This window comes from Streptomyces sp. NPDC001270 (assembly GCF_042896695.1).
Lineage (GTDB): Bacteria > Actinomycetota > Actinomycetes > Streptomycetales > Streptomycetaceae > Streptomyces.
Genome location: NZ_JBIAXM010000013.1, coordinates 16,852 through 31,856, shown reverse-complemented (window position 1 = coordinate 31,856; position 15,005 = coordinate 16,852). Strand labels below are relative to the sequence as shown.

The following is a 15,005-nucleotide window of genomic DNA, read 5'->3' as shown; positions in this document are numbered from 1 at the left end:
CGTTTCAGGGGGCGTGCCACGGGCGTGCCACTACGGGCTTGCAGGCCCTTTCTCGGAGGGTTCGGGGACCGCTCCCCCACCACCGTCACGGATCATGGCACCGAGCCGATCCGCGATGGCCCGGTCCCGGTCGCTGGTCATGTGCTGATAGATCAGCGCGGCCCGCGAGCTGCTGTGGCCCATGCGGGTCATCAGCTCACGGGTACTGGCCCCGACCGTGGAGGCGAGCGTATTGCCCGTGTGCCGAAGGTCGTGAAAGTGCAGCTCGGCCGAGACTCCCGCAGCCTTCCGAGCCGTGACCCAGTCGTCGCGGAAGTTGCTCCGCCGCAGTTGTCCGCCCTGGGCCCCGACGAAGACATGACCGTCACGGCCAGGCGCGGCGAAGTGCTCCAGGTGGTTCGTGACCTCGTCCAGCAGCTCGGCCGGGAAGGAGACGGCCCGCACCCCGGCCGCTGATTTCGGGGCCTTGTCGAACAGCCGGCCGTTCTGCAATTCCGCCTGCGCGCGGCGCACGGTGACGGTCAGCGCTTCCACGTCGACGTCCCTGCGTCGCAGGGCGGCCAGCTCGCCGAAGCGAAGGGTGGTGAAGGCCGCCAGGAGCACGAGCAGCCGGTAGCGCGGACCGATCGCGTCGGCGATGGCGAAGACCTCCGGAACGGTGAGAACCGGCCGCTCGGGCACGTCGTAGCGGTCCGCGCCCTTGATCCGGCAAGGGTTGCGCCGGATCAGTTCGTCGTCCACGGCGGTGTTCATCAGGGCCCGGAGGAGTTGGTACGCCTTGACCACGGTCGGCTCACCGAGTCCGGCCGCCAGGAGCTTGCCGCGCCAGCTGCGAACCCGGGCCGTTGTCACGTCGGCCACGCTCCCGGTCCCGAAGGTGGGCAGGATGTGCAGCCGGATCACCGACTCATTGCGCTCGCGTGTACGGTCGGCCAGCTTCCGGTCTCGCAGCCAAGCAGTCGCGTACTCCTCGAAGTTCACAGCCCCGGCGTCCGGATCGGACCACTGTCCACGCGTGATGTCGGACTCGATGTGAGTGAGGGCCGCTTGGGCGTCGGTCTTGGTCGGGTAGGTCTTCTCGTCCGGGCGTAGCTGCCCCGTTTCGGGATCGCGGTACCGCACCTGCCAACGGCCGGATGGAAGTTGCCGGACCGACCCGAAGCTTCTACGCCTCCCCTGCCTGTTGGCCATCAGGCAACCCTCCGCAGCGAGCTACGCCGGTGGCCGATCGGCTCCACCGTGTTGGCGTCGATGAACGCGCTCAGCGAGCTTTCCGGGATGCGAACGTGGCGGCCGACCTTGACGAACGTGATGCGGCGCTCGGCGACCAGGCGGCGGGGGAATCGTTCCGTGGTGCCAAGGAGTTCGGCCACCTGCGCCACGGTGAGGTAGCGGTCAGCCACGGGTGGGTTCTCCTTCCGTTCCGGGGGCGGGTTCGAGGGATGCGGCAAGCCAGGCTTCGGTGTCGGACAGGCCGGTTCCGGCGAAGACCCAGTGGGCGAGGACGTACGTCGTGTCGGTCTCCGGGCCGTTGGCCGTTGCCGCCTGTGCTCGACGCCATTCGGCGCGGGCGTCGCGGAGGGCGCCGAGGGTGGTGGAGTAGCGGCGGGACTTGGTGGAGAAGTGGCCGCGGAAGCCGAGCATGTGCGCCCAGGCCCTGAGCCGGAGATCTTCCAGTTCCTTGCGCGCGCCAAGGGTCCAGGCGGTTCGGACCAGTTGGCGGGCGTGGTCGCTGATGTCGAGGTGGGCGAGTTCGGCGAGGAACTTGAGCGGGCGGTCGAGAGCTCCCGTGGCGGTCTCGGCCCCCTTGGTGGCGTACTTAGCGATGTACGCCGCTACGGCCCGTTCGGTCAGCTCCTGGCCGTCGTTGAAGTCGGCGGATCGGATGGTGCGGACGTCGAGTTGGCGGCCGAAGGTGAAGTTGTGCGCGCGTCCGTCGACAACCGGCCCGTCCAGGCGGGCGGCGGTAGTGGCGGCGCGGATGGCGTCAGCCAGCAGCTCGGCGGTTGCCCAGGCGGGCGGTGGGGTGTCGCCGCCCGTGGGGCCGTCGATGCGGATGACGGCGTGGAAGTGGACGGCTCCGCGCTTCTGGTACTCGGCGACCTTGGCGAAGGACACCCGTGCGTGCTCGCGAAACCGGCGCTGCGAGAGGCCAGCCCGCTTGGCCACTTCCCGGCGGAGGTAGGTCGAGAAGCGCCGCCACAGCGGTCCAGCATGCGCGTTCCAGAGCACAGCCGCTTCGTAGCCGTACGTGTCAGGGTCCAGCGGAGTGCCAAGGGCGGCGTCCTCCTGGTCGTGCGGGACGCCGCAGCGGCAGGGGCGGACTGTCCCGGCCGGGCCGGTCGGGCGGTTGTGCACCGGGCCGAAACTGGGCGCGGTGAAGGTGGCGAAGACGCGCGGGTGTGCGGCGACGTGTTCCGGGATGCCCTTGCCGCCACGCAGGCCGGAGGTGATCAGGTGGAAGGTGTCGCGACGGTAGACCTCGGCACAGGCCGGGCAACGGGTCGTACGGCGGTTGTTGCAGCGGACGAGGAGCTGTCCAGCCGGGAGAGCCGACGAGTCGAGGTGCTGGAGGGTGCGGCCGATCTCGCCGGTCCGGGTGTCGACGTCGTATTCGGTGCGGTGGCCGTCGAGGCGGATCGGGTGGGTGCAGCCGCCGAGGCCGGAGAGCTGCTGGAGGATACCCGGGAGCGCGCCCTGTGAGGCCAGGTTCGCGATGTCCGGCAGTGGAGCCGGGGTGGTGCGGGTGAAGATGACGTTCTCCTTCTGACTGGCTCGGTCGGGAGGGATGGGCCCGGGGCGGTGGATGCTTGGCGGTATCGAGCCGCCCCGGGCCTCAGGCGCCGTTCAGCGCCGGTGGTGTTCGCGGAGCAGGGAGCGCAGGACCACCGCGGCTACCGCCACGGAGATGGCCGTGACGGCGACGGCGGCCAGGAGCGCGGTGAGGACCACGCCACCCGTGATCACGGCCGCAACGGCGCCGGTGCTGATGGAGACCGACGGAAGCGCACGGCGTACGGGCGTCGGATCGGCCGGGGTGTGGGTGTGCATGGGCGGCGGCACGGGGCTGTCTGGGTACTTGGGCAGGAACACGGCGAACCTTCTCTCATCTACTCGTCTAGTCATGTGTGCCGTTTATGACGGTCACGCCGGAACGCGTGCCGGACTCGATGGCCGGGGCCAGGAAGGTGTGCGAGAGCCAGAAGCCGAAGAGGGCGATCAGGACGACGACCCAGACGCGGACGCCGAGGAACTTGACCGCTCCCCAGGCGAAGAGGCCGAGGACGAAGACGAGCGGCAGGCTGACGGTCACGGTGGGGCAGGTCCTTTCAGCGGACGGGGCAACGGTGGGTGCGGGCGGCGAGTTCGGCGGCGGCGCGGCTGTCGTAGTCGGCGGAGAAGCCGCAGCGCGGGGCCGTGCAGGCGGCGGTGTGCTTCTCGCGGCCCCGGTTGTCGTAGGCGGTGCCGACCTGGACGGGCCCGATGCGGGTGACGTGGCGGAAGCGGCGGTTGGCAGTCATGGTCAGTACTCCTGTCGCAGACTGGAGCCAGGGAAGTCGTGCAGGATACGGGCGGCTTCGGCGAGGTCCGAGGCGCGGTCGGCAGCCTCTTCGGCCAGCAGTCGCGCCAGCGCCGGGCGGCCGGTGGCAGCCATCTGACGGGCGGCGTCGAGGTAGTCGGCGGCCGTGTCGAAGTTGAAGTGCGGCATGTTCCCCTACTTCAGGCGAGTTGGGCGGCGATAGCTTCGGCCAGGGGCTCAGGTACACCGAGCCGGGCGCGGAGGGTCGGGATGTCGATGGGGGTTCCGGTACGGGCCCGGTGTTGATCGGCGACCTTGCGGGCGTGTTCGACGAGGGCAGCCGGGACGGGGACGGCGGGACGCTCGGGCGGCGTCTCTATAGCCGCGGGGTGTGGCGGAGGCTCGGGCGAAGGTTCAGGCACCTCCTCCTGGTCCTCAACTTCCTCGGAAGCGGCGATGGCCGTCGGCGCGGAGTGGGCGAGGAGGGTTCCGCCGAGGAAGGCGACCGCTGGCCAGCCCGCGACGAGGATTCGTAGCCATGCCGGCGCCTGGTGCATGTCGAGCAGTCCGGCCGTGGCGACGTTCGCGCCGAGAGAGGCAGTGAGCGCGATGACGAACCATGACCACCCGGCCGCTTTCGCGTCACCGGACCGCAGCCGACGCCAGGCGGCGACCAGCAGCAGGTCAACGCTGATCGGGTAGGCCCACGCTTTCCATCCGTCCTGCCCGGCCGCCGAGGCGATGTCGTGCAGATGGGCGAAGGACAGCGCTGCGGCAATGACCGCTTGGACGAGCACCGCGTCCACGCGGGCCAGTTGGGCGCGCACGATGCGGCTCCTTCCGGTTTCAGGCATGGGAGGGGTAGGGACGTGGCGTGAGACGGTCACGCCGACCGAGGTGAGGGAGCGATGGTCAGTCGGTCACCGGTCGCGGCTTGACGACCGGGGCCAGTGTCTCGACCGGCCGTTCGGGCACGTCGGGCCGGAAGGGCTTGAGCGCGGGTAGGTCGGGCACCAGGTGCGCCGATGCGCGGCAGATCTCGGCGGCGTCGCCGAGGGACAGGTACGGCGTACGGATGCGGGACCAGCCGCCGGAGGTGTCACCAGCGACGGCGAGGCCGGGCCGTTCGGGGGCGATGGCGCAGGCGGCGTAGACGGCTTCGGGTGCGATGTCGCCGAGCGCCATCTTGGCGGATGCTTCGTCGTTGACGCGGTGGCAGACGCGGCCGGTGAGCTGGGCCCGGAGCATAGTGGCGCCCTTGCCCAGTTCGGCGCCAAAGCGCTGGCCGCAGACCTCCAGGTAGATGCCAGCGGCGCGGCCGAGCTGAGCGAGGCGGATGAGCTGGGTGACCATCTCGTCCCGCCGTTCCTCCTCCTTGCGCGTGGCGACGAGGAAGAGTTCGGCCACCTCGTCGACGAACAGCACGACGGGAACCGGGCGTTCGTTCTCGGGCAGGCCCCAGATATCGGAGGTGATCTCTTCTTCCGGGGTGTCCGGCGCGAGGCCCTGCCGGGCCTTGATCAGGTCGTATCGGTCCTCCATTTCCCTCACGAGCACGGGCAGCAGGTCCGCCGCCTGATTAGGGTCGGTGGCCAGGGCAGACAGCCGGGCGGCGAACGGGGCCAGCTCCACGCCCCGCTTGCAGTCGATGCCGACCAGGGCGACCGGTTGCCGGGCAAGTTCTGCGATCAGATGGCGCAGGTACATGGACTTGCCGGAGAGCGTGGCGCCGAGGGTCAGTTGGTGAGGGACGGTCCGGTAGTCGCGTAGGAAGGGGGTGGCGTCTTCCCGCAGTGCCACCGGCACCTTGAGAAACCCGGCCTCGACCTTGCGTGGCATCCGGACCTTGCGCAGGACGTCGAAGCCGACGAGCCGCAGTTCGGCCACGCCCGGCTTGATGGTCGTGACGTAGACGGCGTGCACTCCCCAGGCGTGCCGCAGCCGCTCCGCCGAGGCGGCGACGTCTGCCGGTTCCTGTCCGGGAGCGAGCCGGAGACGAAGCCGCAGCCCGGTCGACGTGGGCCGGATGATCCCCCGGCGGGGCGGAACGGGACGGACCTCACGCCGGGTGGTGGCCTTGACCGCCCACGCCCGCAGCCGGGACGGCGCCACGGTCAGCCCGCATGCCTCCATGACCGAGGTGTACGAGCCGAGCAGCCGGACCGTGGATATCGGCAAACCGATGGTGGACCAGTAGACGCCCGGGTGCTGGGCCCGGGTGTAGGCGGCCCCGCCGCCGAGCGCGACGAGGGGACCACCCACCTCCAGAAGCGTTGTCAGGTCGGCCATCAGGCAGCGGCCCCCGAGGCGGCCGGGAACGCGGCCGGAGTCACGGCGGCAGCCCGGTAGGCGATGCCGTGCCGCTGCTGCCCGTTGAACACCGACTCCCACGGCCGGGCCACCAGTCCCGGCAGCGAGACCGGCGCCCCGAGGGTCAGCCCCTCCGAGATACCGCCCTCCGGGACGGTGACCTTGATCAGCGACGATTCGCCGTCCTCGATGTAGACGACGCCGATCGTCATCAGGGCCTCTCCGCTGTTCGCGTCCTTGGCGATCTCGCCGGTCTGACGGTCGCGGACCTTCGGCTCGGGAGCCTCGGTGAGCAGGATCGTCGCGGCGGAGGTCTCAACACGGATGGTACGCAAAGCACTTTCCCATCTACTCGTCTATACAAGAATCGTCCTGCGAACCCGATCTCCCGGGCTCGCGTGGACCACCTTGCCACACGACTTGCCCACTCGTCTATACGAGTATGCGTGTCGGCGTGTACGAGTTCGGAACGACGTCCCCGCGCACCACCGCAAACCAGGACGATCAGGTCGCCGGAAGCTGGTACGACAGCACGTACGCGTCCGCCGCCATCACCGTGTCGCAGACCTCCACAGCCCGCCCCTCGGTGTCGAAGGCGGTCCGGATCAGATGGATCACGGGCACGCCGGAAGCCAGCCGAAGCGTCTTGACCTCAGCGGGCGAGGGCATCCGGGCCCGGATCTCCTCCTCGAAGTGGTCAAGCCGGTGCCCCAGCTCCTCAAGCCGGCCGTAGATACCGCCGGGACCGGGGTTGGGCTCAGCGATCGGCGTGCCCCGCGCGATGTCGAGCGGCAGATACGACGTGGCGAACTCCACCGGCCGCCCGTCGAGGAGATACCGCCGCCGACGGGCCAGCACCCGCCGCACGGAACCCAGCCGGGCGGAGACGTCCTGACTCGCCTTCTCCTCCTTGACCTCCAGGCTGTCGACCTGCGGGTGACTGCCGGCCGCATCCGCCTCCACGATGAACGCGGACTTCCCCTGCTCCCGGTGCCGCCGGGCGAACCGGTCCGAGGCAAGCCGCCGCACCGGGGGGCGCGGCCGCACGAACACGCCCTTGCCGTGCTCGGCGTGGACCAGGCCCTCACCCTGGAGGATGGAAAAGGAGTTGCGGACCGTCATCCGGGAAACCCCGTAGTGCTCGACAAGATCAGCCTCGGAAGGCAGCTTCTCGCCCTCCCTGAACCGCCCGCGGTCGATGGCCTCGCGCAGCTGGTCGGCGATCTGCCGGAAGACCGCACGATCACTCGTGGGGTCGAGAGCGCCGAGGAGGCCGGAGGAAAGAGGGCTCACAGTGTGTACTCCTTTAGGTATCTAGACGAGTGGGCGAGTGTTGTTGCTACGGTGGAAAGACTAGCCATCCGAGAGGGCCGAGGAACGTGAGTACAGAACGCCCGCACTCCGTGAGCGTCGCCGGGGTCGTCGTCGACGACCAGGGCCGGGCCCTCCTGATCCAGCGCCGCGACAACGGCCACTGGGAGCCGCCGGGCGGAGTCCTCGAACGCGAGGAGACCATCCCCGAAGCCCTCCAGCGCGAAGTACTCGAAGAGACCGGCATCAAGATCACGCTTCCCGCGACCCTCACCGGCGTCTACAAGAACATGACGGGCCTGATCGTCTCCCTGGTCTTCCGCTGCCAGGCCGCCGACGGCGTACCCACCACTGGTGACGAGACCCGCGCCCTGCGCTGGGCCACCCGCGAAGAGGTCACCGAGCTTGCCGACGAGGCATACGCGATCCGCGTCATCGACGCACTCGACGCGACGACCCCGCCGGCCATCCGCGCCCACGACGGCGTGAAACTCGTCTAACCCGAACCCGCTGCACATGGCGGCCTACCAGCACGAAGGAACTTGTATGCACGAGTATACGAGTACAGCCCGGGTCTGGGGGCTCACTTGCCCAGGATTCCCGGAAGAGGTCAGCCGGGCCCGCCGCTGGACCCGGGACATCCTGCACGGATCACCCTTAGCCGAGGACGCCGAACTGATCGTGAGCGAACTGAGCGCAAACGCCATCCTCCACACGGCCAGCGGTCTGGAATCCGGCTGCTTCCACCTCGCTCTTGCCGTCTCCCCACAGGTGATCGCCCTCTCCGTCACCGACGACGGAGGCACCGCAACGGCCCCGAAAGTCGAGGACCAGGCCGAAGACGCCGACGCCGAGCACGGCCGGGGACTGGGCATGGTCATCGCCATCGCCCACCGGGTCGTGGTCCGCAACAGCCACGGCGGCTACACGGTCACCGCGGAACTCTTCACCCAACCCGCCATGGGAGAAGGCACGTGCTGACATCGACCACAGCAGAAGACTTGGCCGCAGGCGGACAGCCCTCCCCATACCCGTGCTGGGCCGCCGCCTACCCCCTGCATGAGGTCCGCTCCATCACCCTGGGAGAGCACGGCGCCGCAAGCCCCCGCCTGGCACTGCGCTGGCTGCTGAAGCGCACGCGGCACATCACGGACCAGCTCGACATGGCGTACGCACAGCCAGGCCGCCACTGGCTCACCGACGGGGCAGAGCACGAACGAGCCCTTGCGCATCTGGCTTCGGGAACGGCCTACCAACTCACCCTGCACGACGAAAACACGCGCTACGTGCTCGTGGCCTACCCCCGAGGAGCGACATCGTGAAGGGAACCGTACGCGGCTACTGGTGCGACTGCTGGACCGAAGACCTCACCGATGGAAGGCCGCCGGCACTCCGGGCATCCTTCGACGCCTACTCGGCATCCCAGGCGGACAGATGGGTCGCGGTCACGCTCCGCACGATCTCACCGGCGCTCGATCCCGACGCATCCGCGGAAGCCTGGGAATGGCTGTACAACGGCCGCATCGAGACAAGGAGAGCCCTCCTGCGCACCGAACCCTGCACCGTGTCAGTCACCCAGGACAGCACCCGCATCACCTGGACGATCCGACCAGTGCTCTTCGTACCGCTCGCCAACCGTCAGAGCATCGAACTCCCAGCATGTGCATACGACTTCAAGCCCCACCCGACCGACTGAGTTACAACTTTCTCTACTGGTTCAAGGCGGCTCGCTCCGCTCCCCGCGCGCGGCCCGGCCCCCGGCCGGGCCTGCGCTCATGTCTCCGCCCCGCTCCAGCCCGGCCGGTGTCCGTGCCGCGCGCACAGCAATCAGCCGCCTGACGCCAGAGACGGGGCACGTCGTGGCTGGGGCGGCCGGCTCCACGGCCCTTTGCAGGAAAACGCACCACGAACTGCCCATCCCGATAGGATCAGCTCATGGCTTGGAATGATAAACACTCCTTTCGCGATTGCCCCTGGTGCGGATTACGTAATACGCGCCTTACCGTAGCCCACACCGAGCAGGAGTTTTCAACTAGAACAGGTGCCGCCCGTTATTGGGCAACTCTAGGGTGCCCGAGTTGTGGGGGTGCCACCCTGCTCGAACACAGCAATCCGCACGATGAAAGTGATACAGTCTTCCTGTCCGTGCCGACAGGATTGGAGGAATCGGTAGGGATTAAACACCTACCTAAGGATGTCGAGCAATACCTCATGGGCGCAATTCGCGTTCTTAGCATCGGGGAACCCGATGCCGCAGCCGTGCAACTCAGGAGGACACTCGAAGCTGCAGCAGCGCATTTTCAGATTAGCGAAAAAGCTCTCGTGAAAAGTATCGAGAAACTGATCTCTGATGGACACGTAACCAAGAGCTTCGCGCCCGCCCTGCACCACATTCGTGTAATCGGTAACCTTGGTGCTCACGCAAACGATGAACGCGTCGGCCAAGAGGCTGCCGAGAGAGTCCTCCGGTTCACGATACAGCTCCTAAGGAACCTGTTTGAGGTGCCCGGTGAGCTGCAGATGCTGACCCACCAAAAAGTCCCAAACCAGAAGGGGAATTAGGCGACGTTTGAATCGTTGCGCGTCCGGTTAACTGAGGTGGAAGGGGACCCCTTCCACCTCAGCACTCTCTCAACAGAAAATACTTCAGGATTTCTGCTTGGCGAAGCGGAGGATATCCTTAGAGATCCTTCCCATAGCTTCCGCATTCTCCAGGTCGCGGAGCTGCGACCGCGAAACCCCAAGCTTTGCGAAGCTTGCCAAGTCGAGCAAATACATACTCCTGGCCAGTTTCACGCAGCCGATTTCTTGGAGATAATCCAGGACTGTCCTGGCCCTCTTATTTGAACCAACAACCAGATTATCCATCATCGGCTGATAGACAGCAGCCTCTCCGTCTTTCGCATCCTTAAACCGGAGAACAATCCGGCGAAATTCCAAGTAAAGCGCACCTTGTTCCCGGGCGTCGGCAGCCAAACCGCCTAGATCGAGCCGTCGCTGGTACTTAGACCACGGAAAAGACAGATGATCGTCGCACAACAGGATCACATCGGAAGATTCTCCCTGAATCTTGACATGCTCGCTAATCAGCGATCGAACGTTCAAAACTACAGGGGTTTCTCCCCTGTCGACGTACGCTTGCAGCTCACGGGCTGCAACCATTAGGTCTGCACAGGAAATATAGACACTCGATCCGAACTTGAATGACGGCCGATCTCCTCCCAAAATCACTTCAGGGACATCCCAAATGTTGGCATAACTCAGCTCGCGCGGAAATGCGATACTTACTGTCCCCTCGTGCGTGAGGAACTGCAATGGAGCCGCGCCAGCACCACTTCCCCGCACGATGGAGAAGTAAGCAGCCAACCTGTTTCCTGCTCTACCGATGGATGTCAGCAGTCTATCGCCAACCTCACAGGCAGATTTAAAGGACTCATAGAGTGCCCCTAGATCCTCCGAATGGCACGCAGACTTTTCGCTTGAAGTTGACTTACCTAGACTGTGCGAAAAGAACCCGTACATCGGGGAATGCTTCCAGTCTGACGATAGGATATTTGATCGGATTCTCTTGGCTGCCTCCAGCGAAGTGGAGGGACTCAGTTGCGCTCGCGCAGTCACGTAGTCTCTGAAGATTACGTTGAACCATCCCCCTCCCCTCAAGAATGGATGATTAGACAACTGCGTATCAGCGGCAGTTTCATAACTTTCACGCAGGTTCACAGGCAGGCTGGCGGGTAGATTCAAATCGAGTTGCATGCCTTCGACGTAGTCCAGCAATCGAGCGCACTGCTCCTCTGGGGTATAGAGAACAGACAGGAGCGCTGAACTTCCGTGCCTCTGAAACTCTTCAACCTCTTGAAACTGGGCGACGAATTTTGATTGCTCTCGCGCAAGCAGCTGATCAATTACGCTTGCGACGAGGTCCCAATGCGCGAACCCCTCGCGGCTGGTCGAACCGATTGCCGAGTTTCCAAGGTTGGCGAAGTTGTCCACAGCAAGGTATTCAGCAGCAACGTCCAAGACAGGGGCGTATCCAAGGAAATCACGCACATCGGGTTCTTCCCAAAAGCCTTCCCGCTTTGGCGTGATAGCCGACGCGAGAACTGTGAATAGACTGTCCCTCTCTTTGCTGTATGGGCGTGAATGCTTGAGATGTAGCGGCTCCTTCTCCTGATTTTGATAAACATCCGTGACCTTCCTTTCGAGGTACCGCTCAGACTGCTCCTTGCCGAAAGGACGGATTTCAAAATGGCAGTATGGCAATTTCCGCTCATCAAAAATTTCCTGGATGACACGTGAGCTTTCAGCTCTAGAAAGGACTACGAGGGACGGCCGACCTCCGACAATCTGCGATGCTGCACCAGCAAGCCCGCGCACGAATGCCCGAAAATTCGCCTGCCCAGATCGCACCTCCGCTTCATCCAACGCGTCTACGATGAGAGTAGCCTTGCTTTCCAGTAAAGCCTCTTGGTACCGGGCATTCTTCCTGATACCAAAAGATCTGGCTGGCATGCCGTCCACAGTCCCATCTCCAACTTGGAGACGGGACAGGTCGAGGATGGGGCATTTGAGTTTATTGCTCATATATTCCGCTGCTGTGCTTTTCCCGACGGCAGCAGGGGCCGTGATCAACATGAGAACTGTAGTCAGTGGAGCAGGGTTCTGCTTTTCTCGAACTTCAGGAACCTCATAATCTACATTTGGCTCTATGACTTCCCTCATCCCATAGTCATTGCTTTCCAAGCCGTACCAGCTGGGCGACGTTGGCAGCAATTCGCAGAGATCGTCGAGAAGCATGCTTTCTCCGAAACGTTAGTCGGCGGCCTTGCTCCTATGGGTAGCACGCTAGATCGTCGACTGCATGGGAGATCCGGTTTATTATCTTCACCCCTTTAATCCGATTTGACAGATACTAGGGGAAATCGTATGGGGCATGAGGTGCTCGTGGGCTGACCGACCGTGGCCGATGCAGTTCCGGCTGACGATGGCTGGCTCAAACAGAGGATTCGGATGCCGGGCGCGCTTACGAGCTCAGGCACTTGCGCCAGCTTTGGCAACGCGTTGCCTACGATCCTGCGCCGAATCGAACCTGCCGTAGGCGGTTGCGCCGGACTCCTACGCCGACAGCGCGACGGTCGACGCTTCCTCGCACCACAAGCGCACCAGATCGAGCGGGGAACAACGGGGAACCACGGTGAAAGCCGCCGAGGCTGACGGGGCAGCGCCCAAGCTGTTCGCCCAGGTCAGCGCGCAAACGGGCCGCCAATAATCGCAGCTTCGCAAGCTGAGGGCTTGCGGATCGTCGTCACGGATCCGCCGTCAGAACTTGCTCCAGTCGACGACACAAGCCGGTAGCGTGGCTGAGGCCGGTGGGGGTGCAGCGAGGCATACGCGTGCGTGGTCGGTCGACGCACCCACCGTCGTGGCTGGCTGTCGTCGGCTGAGGTTCGTGCCACTGTCGTGCCAGATGCAGGGGTCAGCCACGGTCAACGGGGGTGTCTCGCGGTCGAGTTCTCAGCGGCCTGACCAGGTATCGAAGCTCCAGGTCAGCGTCCTTACTCCCCCCGCTTCTCTCCTAAGGTGGTTGTCCAGCGCGCTCAGCGATTCCATGTCCGCTGGAACTCCCCGGCCGGGATGGGCTCCAGCGGATCCGCCTCAGGATCGATCGCTTGGTCTGTCAGGCCGCCGTGCTCGTCCTCCAGGTGCTCCCAGCTGTACCGTTGGAGCTGGCTGGCCGAGGTCAGCTCGGCCTGCTTGATGACGATCAACTCGCCGCGGTCGGGTACGGCCTCGATGTACCAGAGGCCGCCTTCTTCGTCAGCGCGGCGGAAGTGGTGCCGCAGGGTGGCGCTCTCGTCGAGCCCTCGGTAGTACGCCATGATTTCTGCCGCGATGCGCTCCAGGTCAACCACGGGACCATCGTGCCAGCGAGCGCACTCAGTTGGCCCGTTCTGACATCCACAAGTGACATCAACAGCGCCGGACGCCAGCACTCCTAGGCGGTCCGGCATGGCCAGCGTGACAGGGCGGCTCCCCGGTAGTGCCGGGGAACGACCGAACTCCTAAAGCGGGTGTCGCAGGTTCGAATCCTGCCGGGGGCACAGAGAAGCACCAGGTCAGAGCTGGTGCAGGCATCAAAAAGGCCCTCCATGATCTTCATGGAGGGCCTTTTTACATCAGATGGGAACGAGATGGGAACGAGCCGTCAGGCAGCCGTCTCCCCGGACTCATCGATGGGAACTTCGGGCGGAGTGCGCGGGTCCTGCTGCTTCCGGCCTCGGGGCACCAGGGCGACCGGGGCTTCGGCCTCGGCCTTCTCGAACTGGGGCAGCACCGAGGTGTAGGTGTCGGCGGTCAGGGAATAGCTGGCGTGGCCGAGGAGGGCTTGGATCTTCTTCATGTGGATGCCGGCGGCCAGGGAGAGAGTGGCGGCGCAGTGGCGGAGGTCGTGGAGGCGGACGGGGGGCAGGCCCAGTTTCGCGATCAGCCGCTCGAACATCTGCGAGAGGTACTCAGGGTGGTAGGCGTCGCCGTTTTCCCATGTAAAGACAAGGCCGGTGTCCTTCCAGGGTTTTGTTGCCGCCGTGTGGTTCGGTTCGTCGGTCTTGGACTTGCGGCGCTTCCATTCCTGGTAGGCGCGGTTCCATTCGTCGCGTTCGGCTTGCTGGCGCTGTTGCCAGAGGGTGAGTAGCTCGTGTGAGTCGGAGTCCAGCGTGATGGTGCGGTCGCCGCTCTCGCTCTTGGGTGTGTCTTCCCAGACCTCGTACGAGGCCGCGACGAGTTGCTCACTGACGTGGATGGTGCCGATAGTCAGGTTGGTTTCGCTCCAGGGCAGGCCGGCGACTTCGCCGCGGCGGGGGCCTCGGAAGATCATGAGGTGAAACATGGGGTAGAGCCGGTGGTCGGCGACGGTGTCGAGGAAAGTACCGGTCAGCTCGGGTGTCCAGACCATGACCTTGCCCGGCTTCTTGCCGGTGGCTCGCCAGCGCGCGACCCGTTCGTCGGTCCACACCAGCGGCTTCGGGCGGACGTATTTGGGCAGGACGACGCGCTTGGCCCAGTTCTCGCTGATCAGCTTCTCTGTCACAGCGTCTTCGAGGGCGGCGCTGAGCGTGTTGTTCATCTTGAGCTGGGTGCCGGGGCCGCTGATGTGGCGCGGCTTGCTGCGGGCTGCTCGGAGGGCGCCTTTGGCCGCATTCCAGTTCCGGCGCAGTTCGGGCGGTCGCTTGCGGGCCGTGCAGTTGCGCCATGCTGTGTGGGCGGCTCGTTCGGCTTGGAGGGCTTCTTCGGCGGCTGCGCGGTTTTGCTGGTGGATCATGTTGTCGGCCCAGATGGCTTTGAACATGTCCTGGATATGGCGGGTGCGCAGGTCGCGCATCTTCAGGTGGCCCAGGGCGGGTATGAAGACGCGTTCGATGTGGTCGTCGTAGCCGTTGCGAGTGGACCGCTTGAGGTCGACCCGGTTGGCGAACCAGCGGTGGAGGTATTCGGCGACGGTCTCATTGGATTTGACCTGTATGCCGCCTTGGGCCTGCTCCCAGATTTCCTTGCAAGCTGTGGCGGCGTCCTTCTGGGTGCGGAAGCCGCCTTTCTTCGCGATTTCGCGCCCTCCGCCGGGGCCTGGCGGCAGTTCGATGGAGTAGTACCAGGAGCCGTGGTCACGCTTGGCCAGCCTGGGGCATCGCTTCTCCAGGCGGCCGATCTTTGGTGTGCCGTCCTCTTTGAGGACTGGCTTGCCCTCCTTGTCCACCATGGGTCCCTTGCAGGCACACCGCTTGTAGGTCTTCTCCTCGAACATGCGCCTTCCCTCGCCCTTGCACCCGTGATCCGGGAGCTGCCGGTCGTTCCGTGATCGCGTTGCGCG

19 protein-coding genes are annotated in these 15,005 nt (G+C 65.2%); 5 read left to right on the top strand and 14 right to left on the bottom strand.

Annotated features, from left to right (window positions below; all coding sequences use genetic code 11):
• Positions 1-30: 30 nt before the first annotated feature.
• The 11 genes from ACFY2B_RS22350 to ACFY2B_RS22300 all read right to left on the bottom strand — a co-directional run bounded on the left by ACFY2B_RS22350 (position 31) and on the right by ACFY2B_RS22300 (position 7,123).
• Entirely contained in the window at positions 31-1,191 is a 1,161-nt protein-coding gene (locus tag ACFY2B_RS22350; protein WP_390764832.1) for a tyrosine-type recombinase/integrase, read from the bottom strand.
• Positions 1,191-1,403: an excisionase family DNA-binding protein gene (locus ACFY2B_RS22345; protein ID WP_390764831.1), complete on the bottom strand. Its 213-nt coding sequence runs from the start codon at positions 1,401-1,403 to the stop codon at positions 1,191-1,193. The genes ACFY2B_RS22350 and ACFY2B_RS22345 overlap by 1 nt, the downstream gene beginning before the upstream one ends.
• Entirely contained in the window at positions 1,396-2,709 is a 1,314-nt protein-coding gene (locus ACFY2B_RS22340) for a replication initiator (RefSeq protein ID WP_390765044.1), read from the bottom strand. The genes ACFY2B_RS22345 and ACFY2B_RS22340 overlap by 8 nt, the downstream gene beginning before the upstream one ends.
• Positions 2,710-2,847: 138 nt before the next feature.
• Complete coding sequence (locus tag ACFY2B_RS22335; RefSeq protein ID WP_390765043.1) at positions 2,848-3,093, bottom strand: SpdD protein; 246 nt, start codon at positions 3,091-3,093, stop codon at positions 2,848-2,850.
• Between the two features lie 25 nt (positions 3,094-3,118).
• Positions 3,119-3,313: a hypothetical protein gene (locus ACFY2B_RS22330; protein ID WP_390764830.1), complete on the bottom strand. Its 195-nt coding sequence runs from the start codon at positions 3,311-3,313 to the stop codon at positions 3,119-3,121.
• Positions 3,314-3,329: 16 nt separating this feature from the next.
• Positions 3,330-3,521: a mobile element transfer protein gene (locus tag ACFY2B_RS22325; protein ID WP_389022213.1), complete on the bottom strand. Its 192-nt coding sequence runs from the start codon at positions 3,519-3,521 to the stop codon at positions 3,330-3,332.
• A gap of 2 nt (positions 3,522-3,523) precedes the next feature.
• Positions 3,524-3,709, bottom strand: a complete 186-nt coding sequence (locus tag ACFY2B_RS22320) for a hypothetical protein (RefSeq protein WP_390764829.1) — start codon at positions 3,707-3,709, stop codon at positions 3,524-3,526.
• An 11-nt stretch (positions 3,710-3,720) separates the two neighbouring features.
• A complete protein-coding gene (locus ACFY2B_RS22315) occupies positions 3,721-4,347 on the bottom strand; it encodes a DUF2637 domain-containing protein (RefSeq protein ID WP_390764828.1) in 627 nt (208 codons plus the stop codon).
• An 85-nt stretch (positions 4,348-4,432) separates the two neighbouring features.
• A complete protein-coding gene (locus tag ACFY2B_RS22310; RefSeq protein WP_390764827.1) occupies positions 4,433-5,809 on the bottom strand; it encodes an FtsK/SpoIIIE domain-containing protein in 1,377 nt (458 codons plus the stop codon).
• Entirely contained in the window at positions 5,809-6,165 is a 357-nt protein-coding gene (locus ACFY2B_RS22305; protein WP_390764826.1) for a hypothetical protein, read from the bottom strand. Before ACFY2B_RS22305 ends, ACFY2B_RS22310 begins: the two co-directional genes overlap by 1 nt.
• A gap of 169 nt (positions 6,166-6,334) precedes the next feature.
• Complete coding sequence (locus ACFY2B_RS22300) at positions 6,335-7,123, bottom strand: GntR family transcriptional regulator (protein WP_390764825.1); 789 nt, start codon at positions 7,121-7,123, stop codon at positions 6,335-6,337.
• A 110-nt stretch (positions 7,124-7,233) separates the two neighbouring features.
• Here ACFY2B_RS22300 and ACFY2B_RS22295 point away from each other — a divergent pair, with 110 nt between their 5' ends.
• From ACFY2B_RS22295 to ACFY2B_RS22275, 5 genes are all read left to right on the top strand, one after another.
• Positions 7,234-7,641 (top strand): NUDIX hydrolase, encoded by a 408-nt coding sequence (locus ACFY2B_RS22295; protein ID WP_390765042.1) that lies wholly within the window; start codon positions 7,234-7,236, stop codon positions 7,639-7,641.
• Between the two features lie 46 nt (positions 7,642-7,687).
• Positions 7,688-8,122 carry an ATP-binding protein gene (locus tag ACFY2B_RS22290; RefSeq protein WP_390764824.1) on the top strand — a complete coding sequence of 145 codons (435 nt, stop codon included), beginning with the start codon at positions 7,688-7,690 and terminating at the stop codon, positions 8,120-8,122.
• A complete protein-coding gene (locus ACFY2B_RS22285) occupies positions 8,116-8,463 on the top strand; it encodes a hypothetical protein (RefSeq protein WP_390764823.1) in 348 nt (115 codons plus the stop codon). The genes ACFY2B_RS22290 and ACFY2B_RS22285 overlap by 7 nt, the downstream gene beginning before the upstream one ends.
• Positions 8,460-8,837: a hypothetical protein gene (locus tag ACFY2B_RS22280; protein ID WP_390764822.1), complete on the top strand. Its 378-nt coding sequence runs from the start codon at positions 8,460-8,462 to the stop codon at positions 8,835-8,837. The genes ACFY2B_RS22285 and ACFY2B_RS22280 overlap by 4 nt, the downstream gene beginning before the upstream one ends.
• Before the next feature lie 239 nt (positions 8,838-9,076).
• Positions 9,077-9,703: a DUF4145 domain-containing protein gene (locus ACFY2B_RS22275; RefSeq protein WP_390764821.1), complete on the top strand. Its 627-nt coding sequence runs from the start codon at positions 9,077-9,079 to the stop codon at positions 9,701-9,703.
• 84 nt (positions 9,704-9,787) lie between these two features.
• Here the strand turns inward: ACFY2B_RS22275 and ACFY2B_RS22270 are convergent, their stop codons facing one another.
• From ACFY2B_RS22270 to xerC, 3 genes are all read right to left on the bottom strand, one after another.
• Positions 9,788-11,938: a hypothetical protein gene (locus tag ACFY2B_RS22270; RefSeq protein WP_390764820.1), complete on the bottom strand. Its 2,151-nt coding sequence runs from the start codon at positions 11,936-11,938 to the stop codon at positions 9,788-9,790.
• An 800-nt stretch (positions 11,939-12,738) separates the two neighbouring features.
• On the bottom strand, positions 12,739-13,053 hold the full coding sequence (locus tag ACFY2B_RS22265) for a hypothetical protein (protein ID WP_390764819.1): 315 nt from the start codon (positions 13,051-13,053) through the stop codon (positions 12,739-12,741).
• A 293-nt stretch (positions 13,054-13,346) separates the two neighbouring features.
• Positions 13,347-14,939, bottom strand: a complete 1,593-nt coding sequence (gene xerC, locus ACFY2B_RS22260) for a tyrosine recombinase XerC (protein ID WP_390764818.1) — start codon at positions 14,937-14,939, stop codon at positions 13,347-13,349.
• Between the last annotated feature and the right edge of the window lie 66 nt (positions 14,940-15,005).

Excerpts from the sequence above, each read along its gene's own strand:
- ACFY2B_RS22350 (WP_390764832.1), bottom strand. The coding sequence starts at position 1,191 with ATGGCCAACAGGCAGGGGAGGCGTAGAAGCTTCGGGTCGGTCCGGCAA.
- ACFY2B_RS22325 (WP_389022213.1), bottom strand. The coding sequence starts at position 3,521 with ATGACTGCCAACCGCCGCTTCCGCCACGTCACCCGCATCGGGCCCGTC.
- ACFY2B_RS22320 (WP_390764829.1), bottom strand. The coding sequence starts at position 3,709 with ATGCCGCACTTCAACTTCGACACGGCCGCCGACTACCTCGACGCCGCC.
- ACFY2B_RS22310 (WP_390764827.1), bottom strand. The coding sequence starts at position 5,809 with ATGGCCGACCTGACAACGCTTCTGGAGGTGGGTGGTCCCCTCGTCGCG.
- ACFY2B_RS22290 (WP_390764824.1), top strand. The coding sequence starts at position 7,688 with ATGCACGAGTATACGAGTACAGCCCGGGTCTGGGGGCTCACTTGCCCA.
- ACFY2B_RS22275 (WP_390764821.1), top strand. The coding sequence starts at position 9,077 with ATGGCTTGGAATGATAAACACTCCTTTCGCGATTGCCCCTGGTGCGGA.
- ACFY2B_RS22270 (WP_390764820.1), bottom strand. The coding sequence starts at position 11,938 with ATGCTTCTCGACGATCTCTGCGAATTGCTGCCAACGTCGCCCAGCTGG.
- xerC (WP_390764818.1), bottom strand. The coding sequence starts at position 14,939 with ATGTTCGAGGAGAAGACCTACAAGCGGTGTGCCTGCAAGGGACCCATG.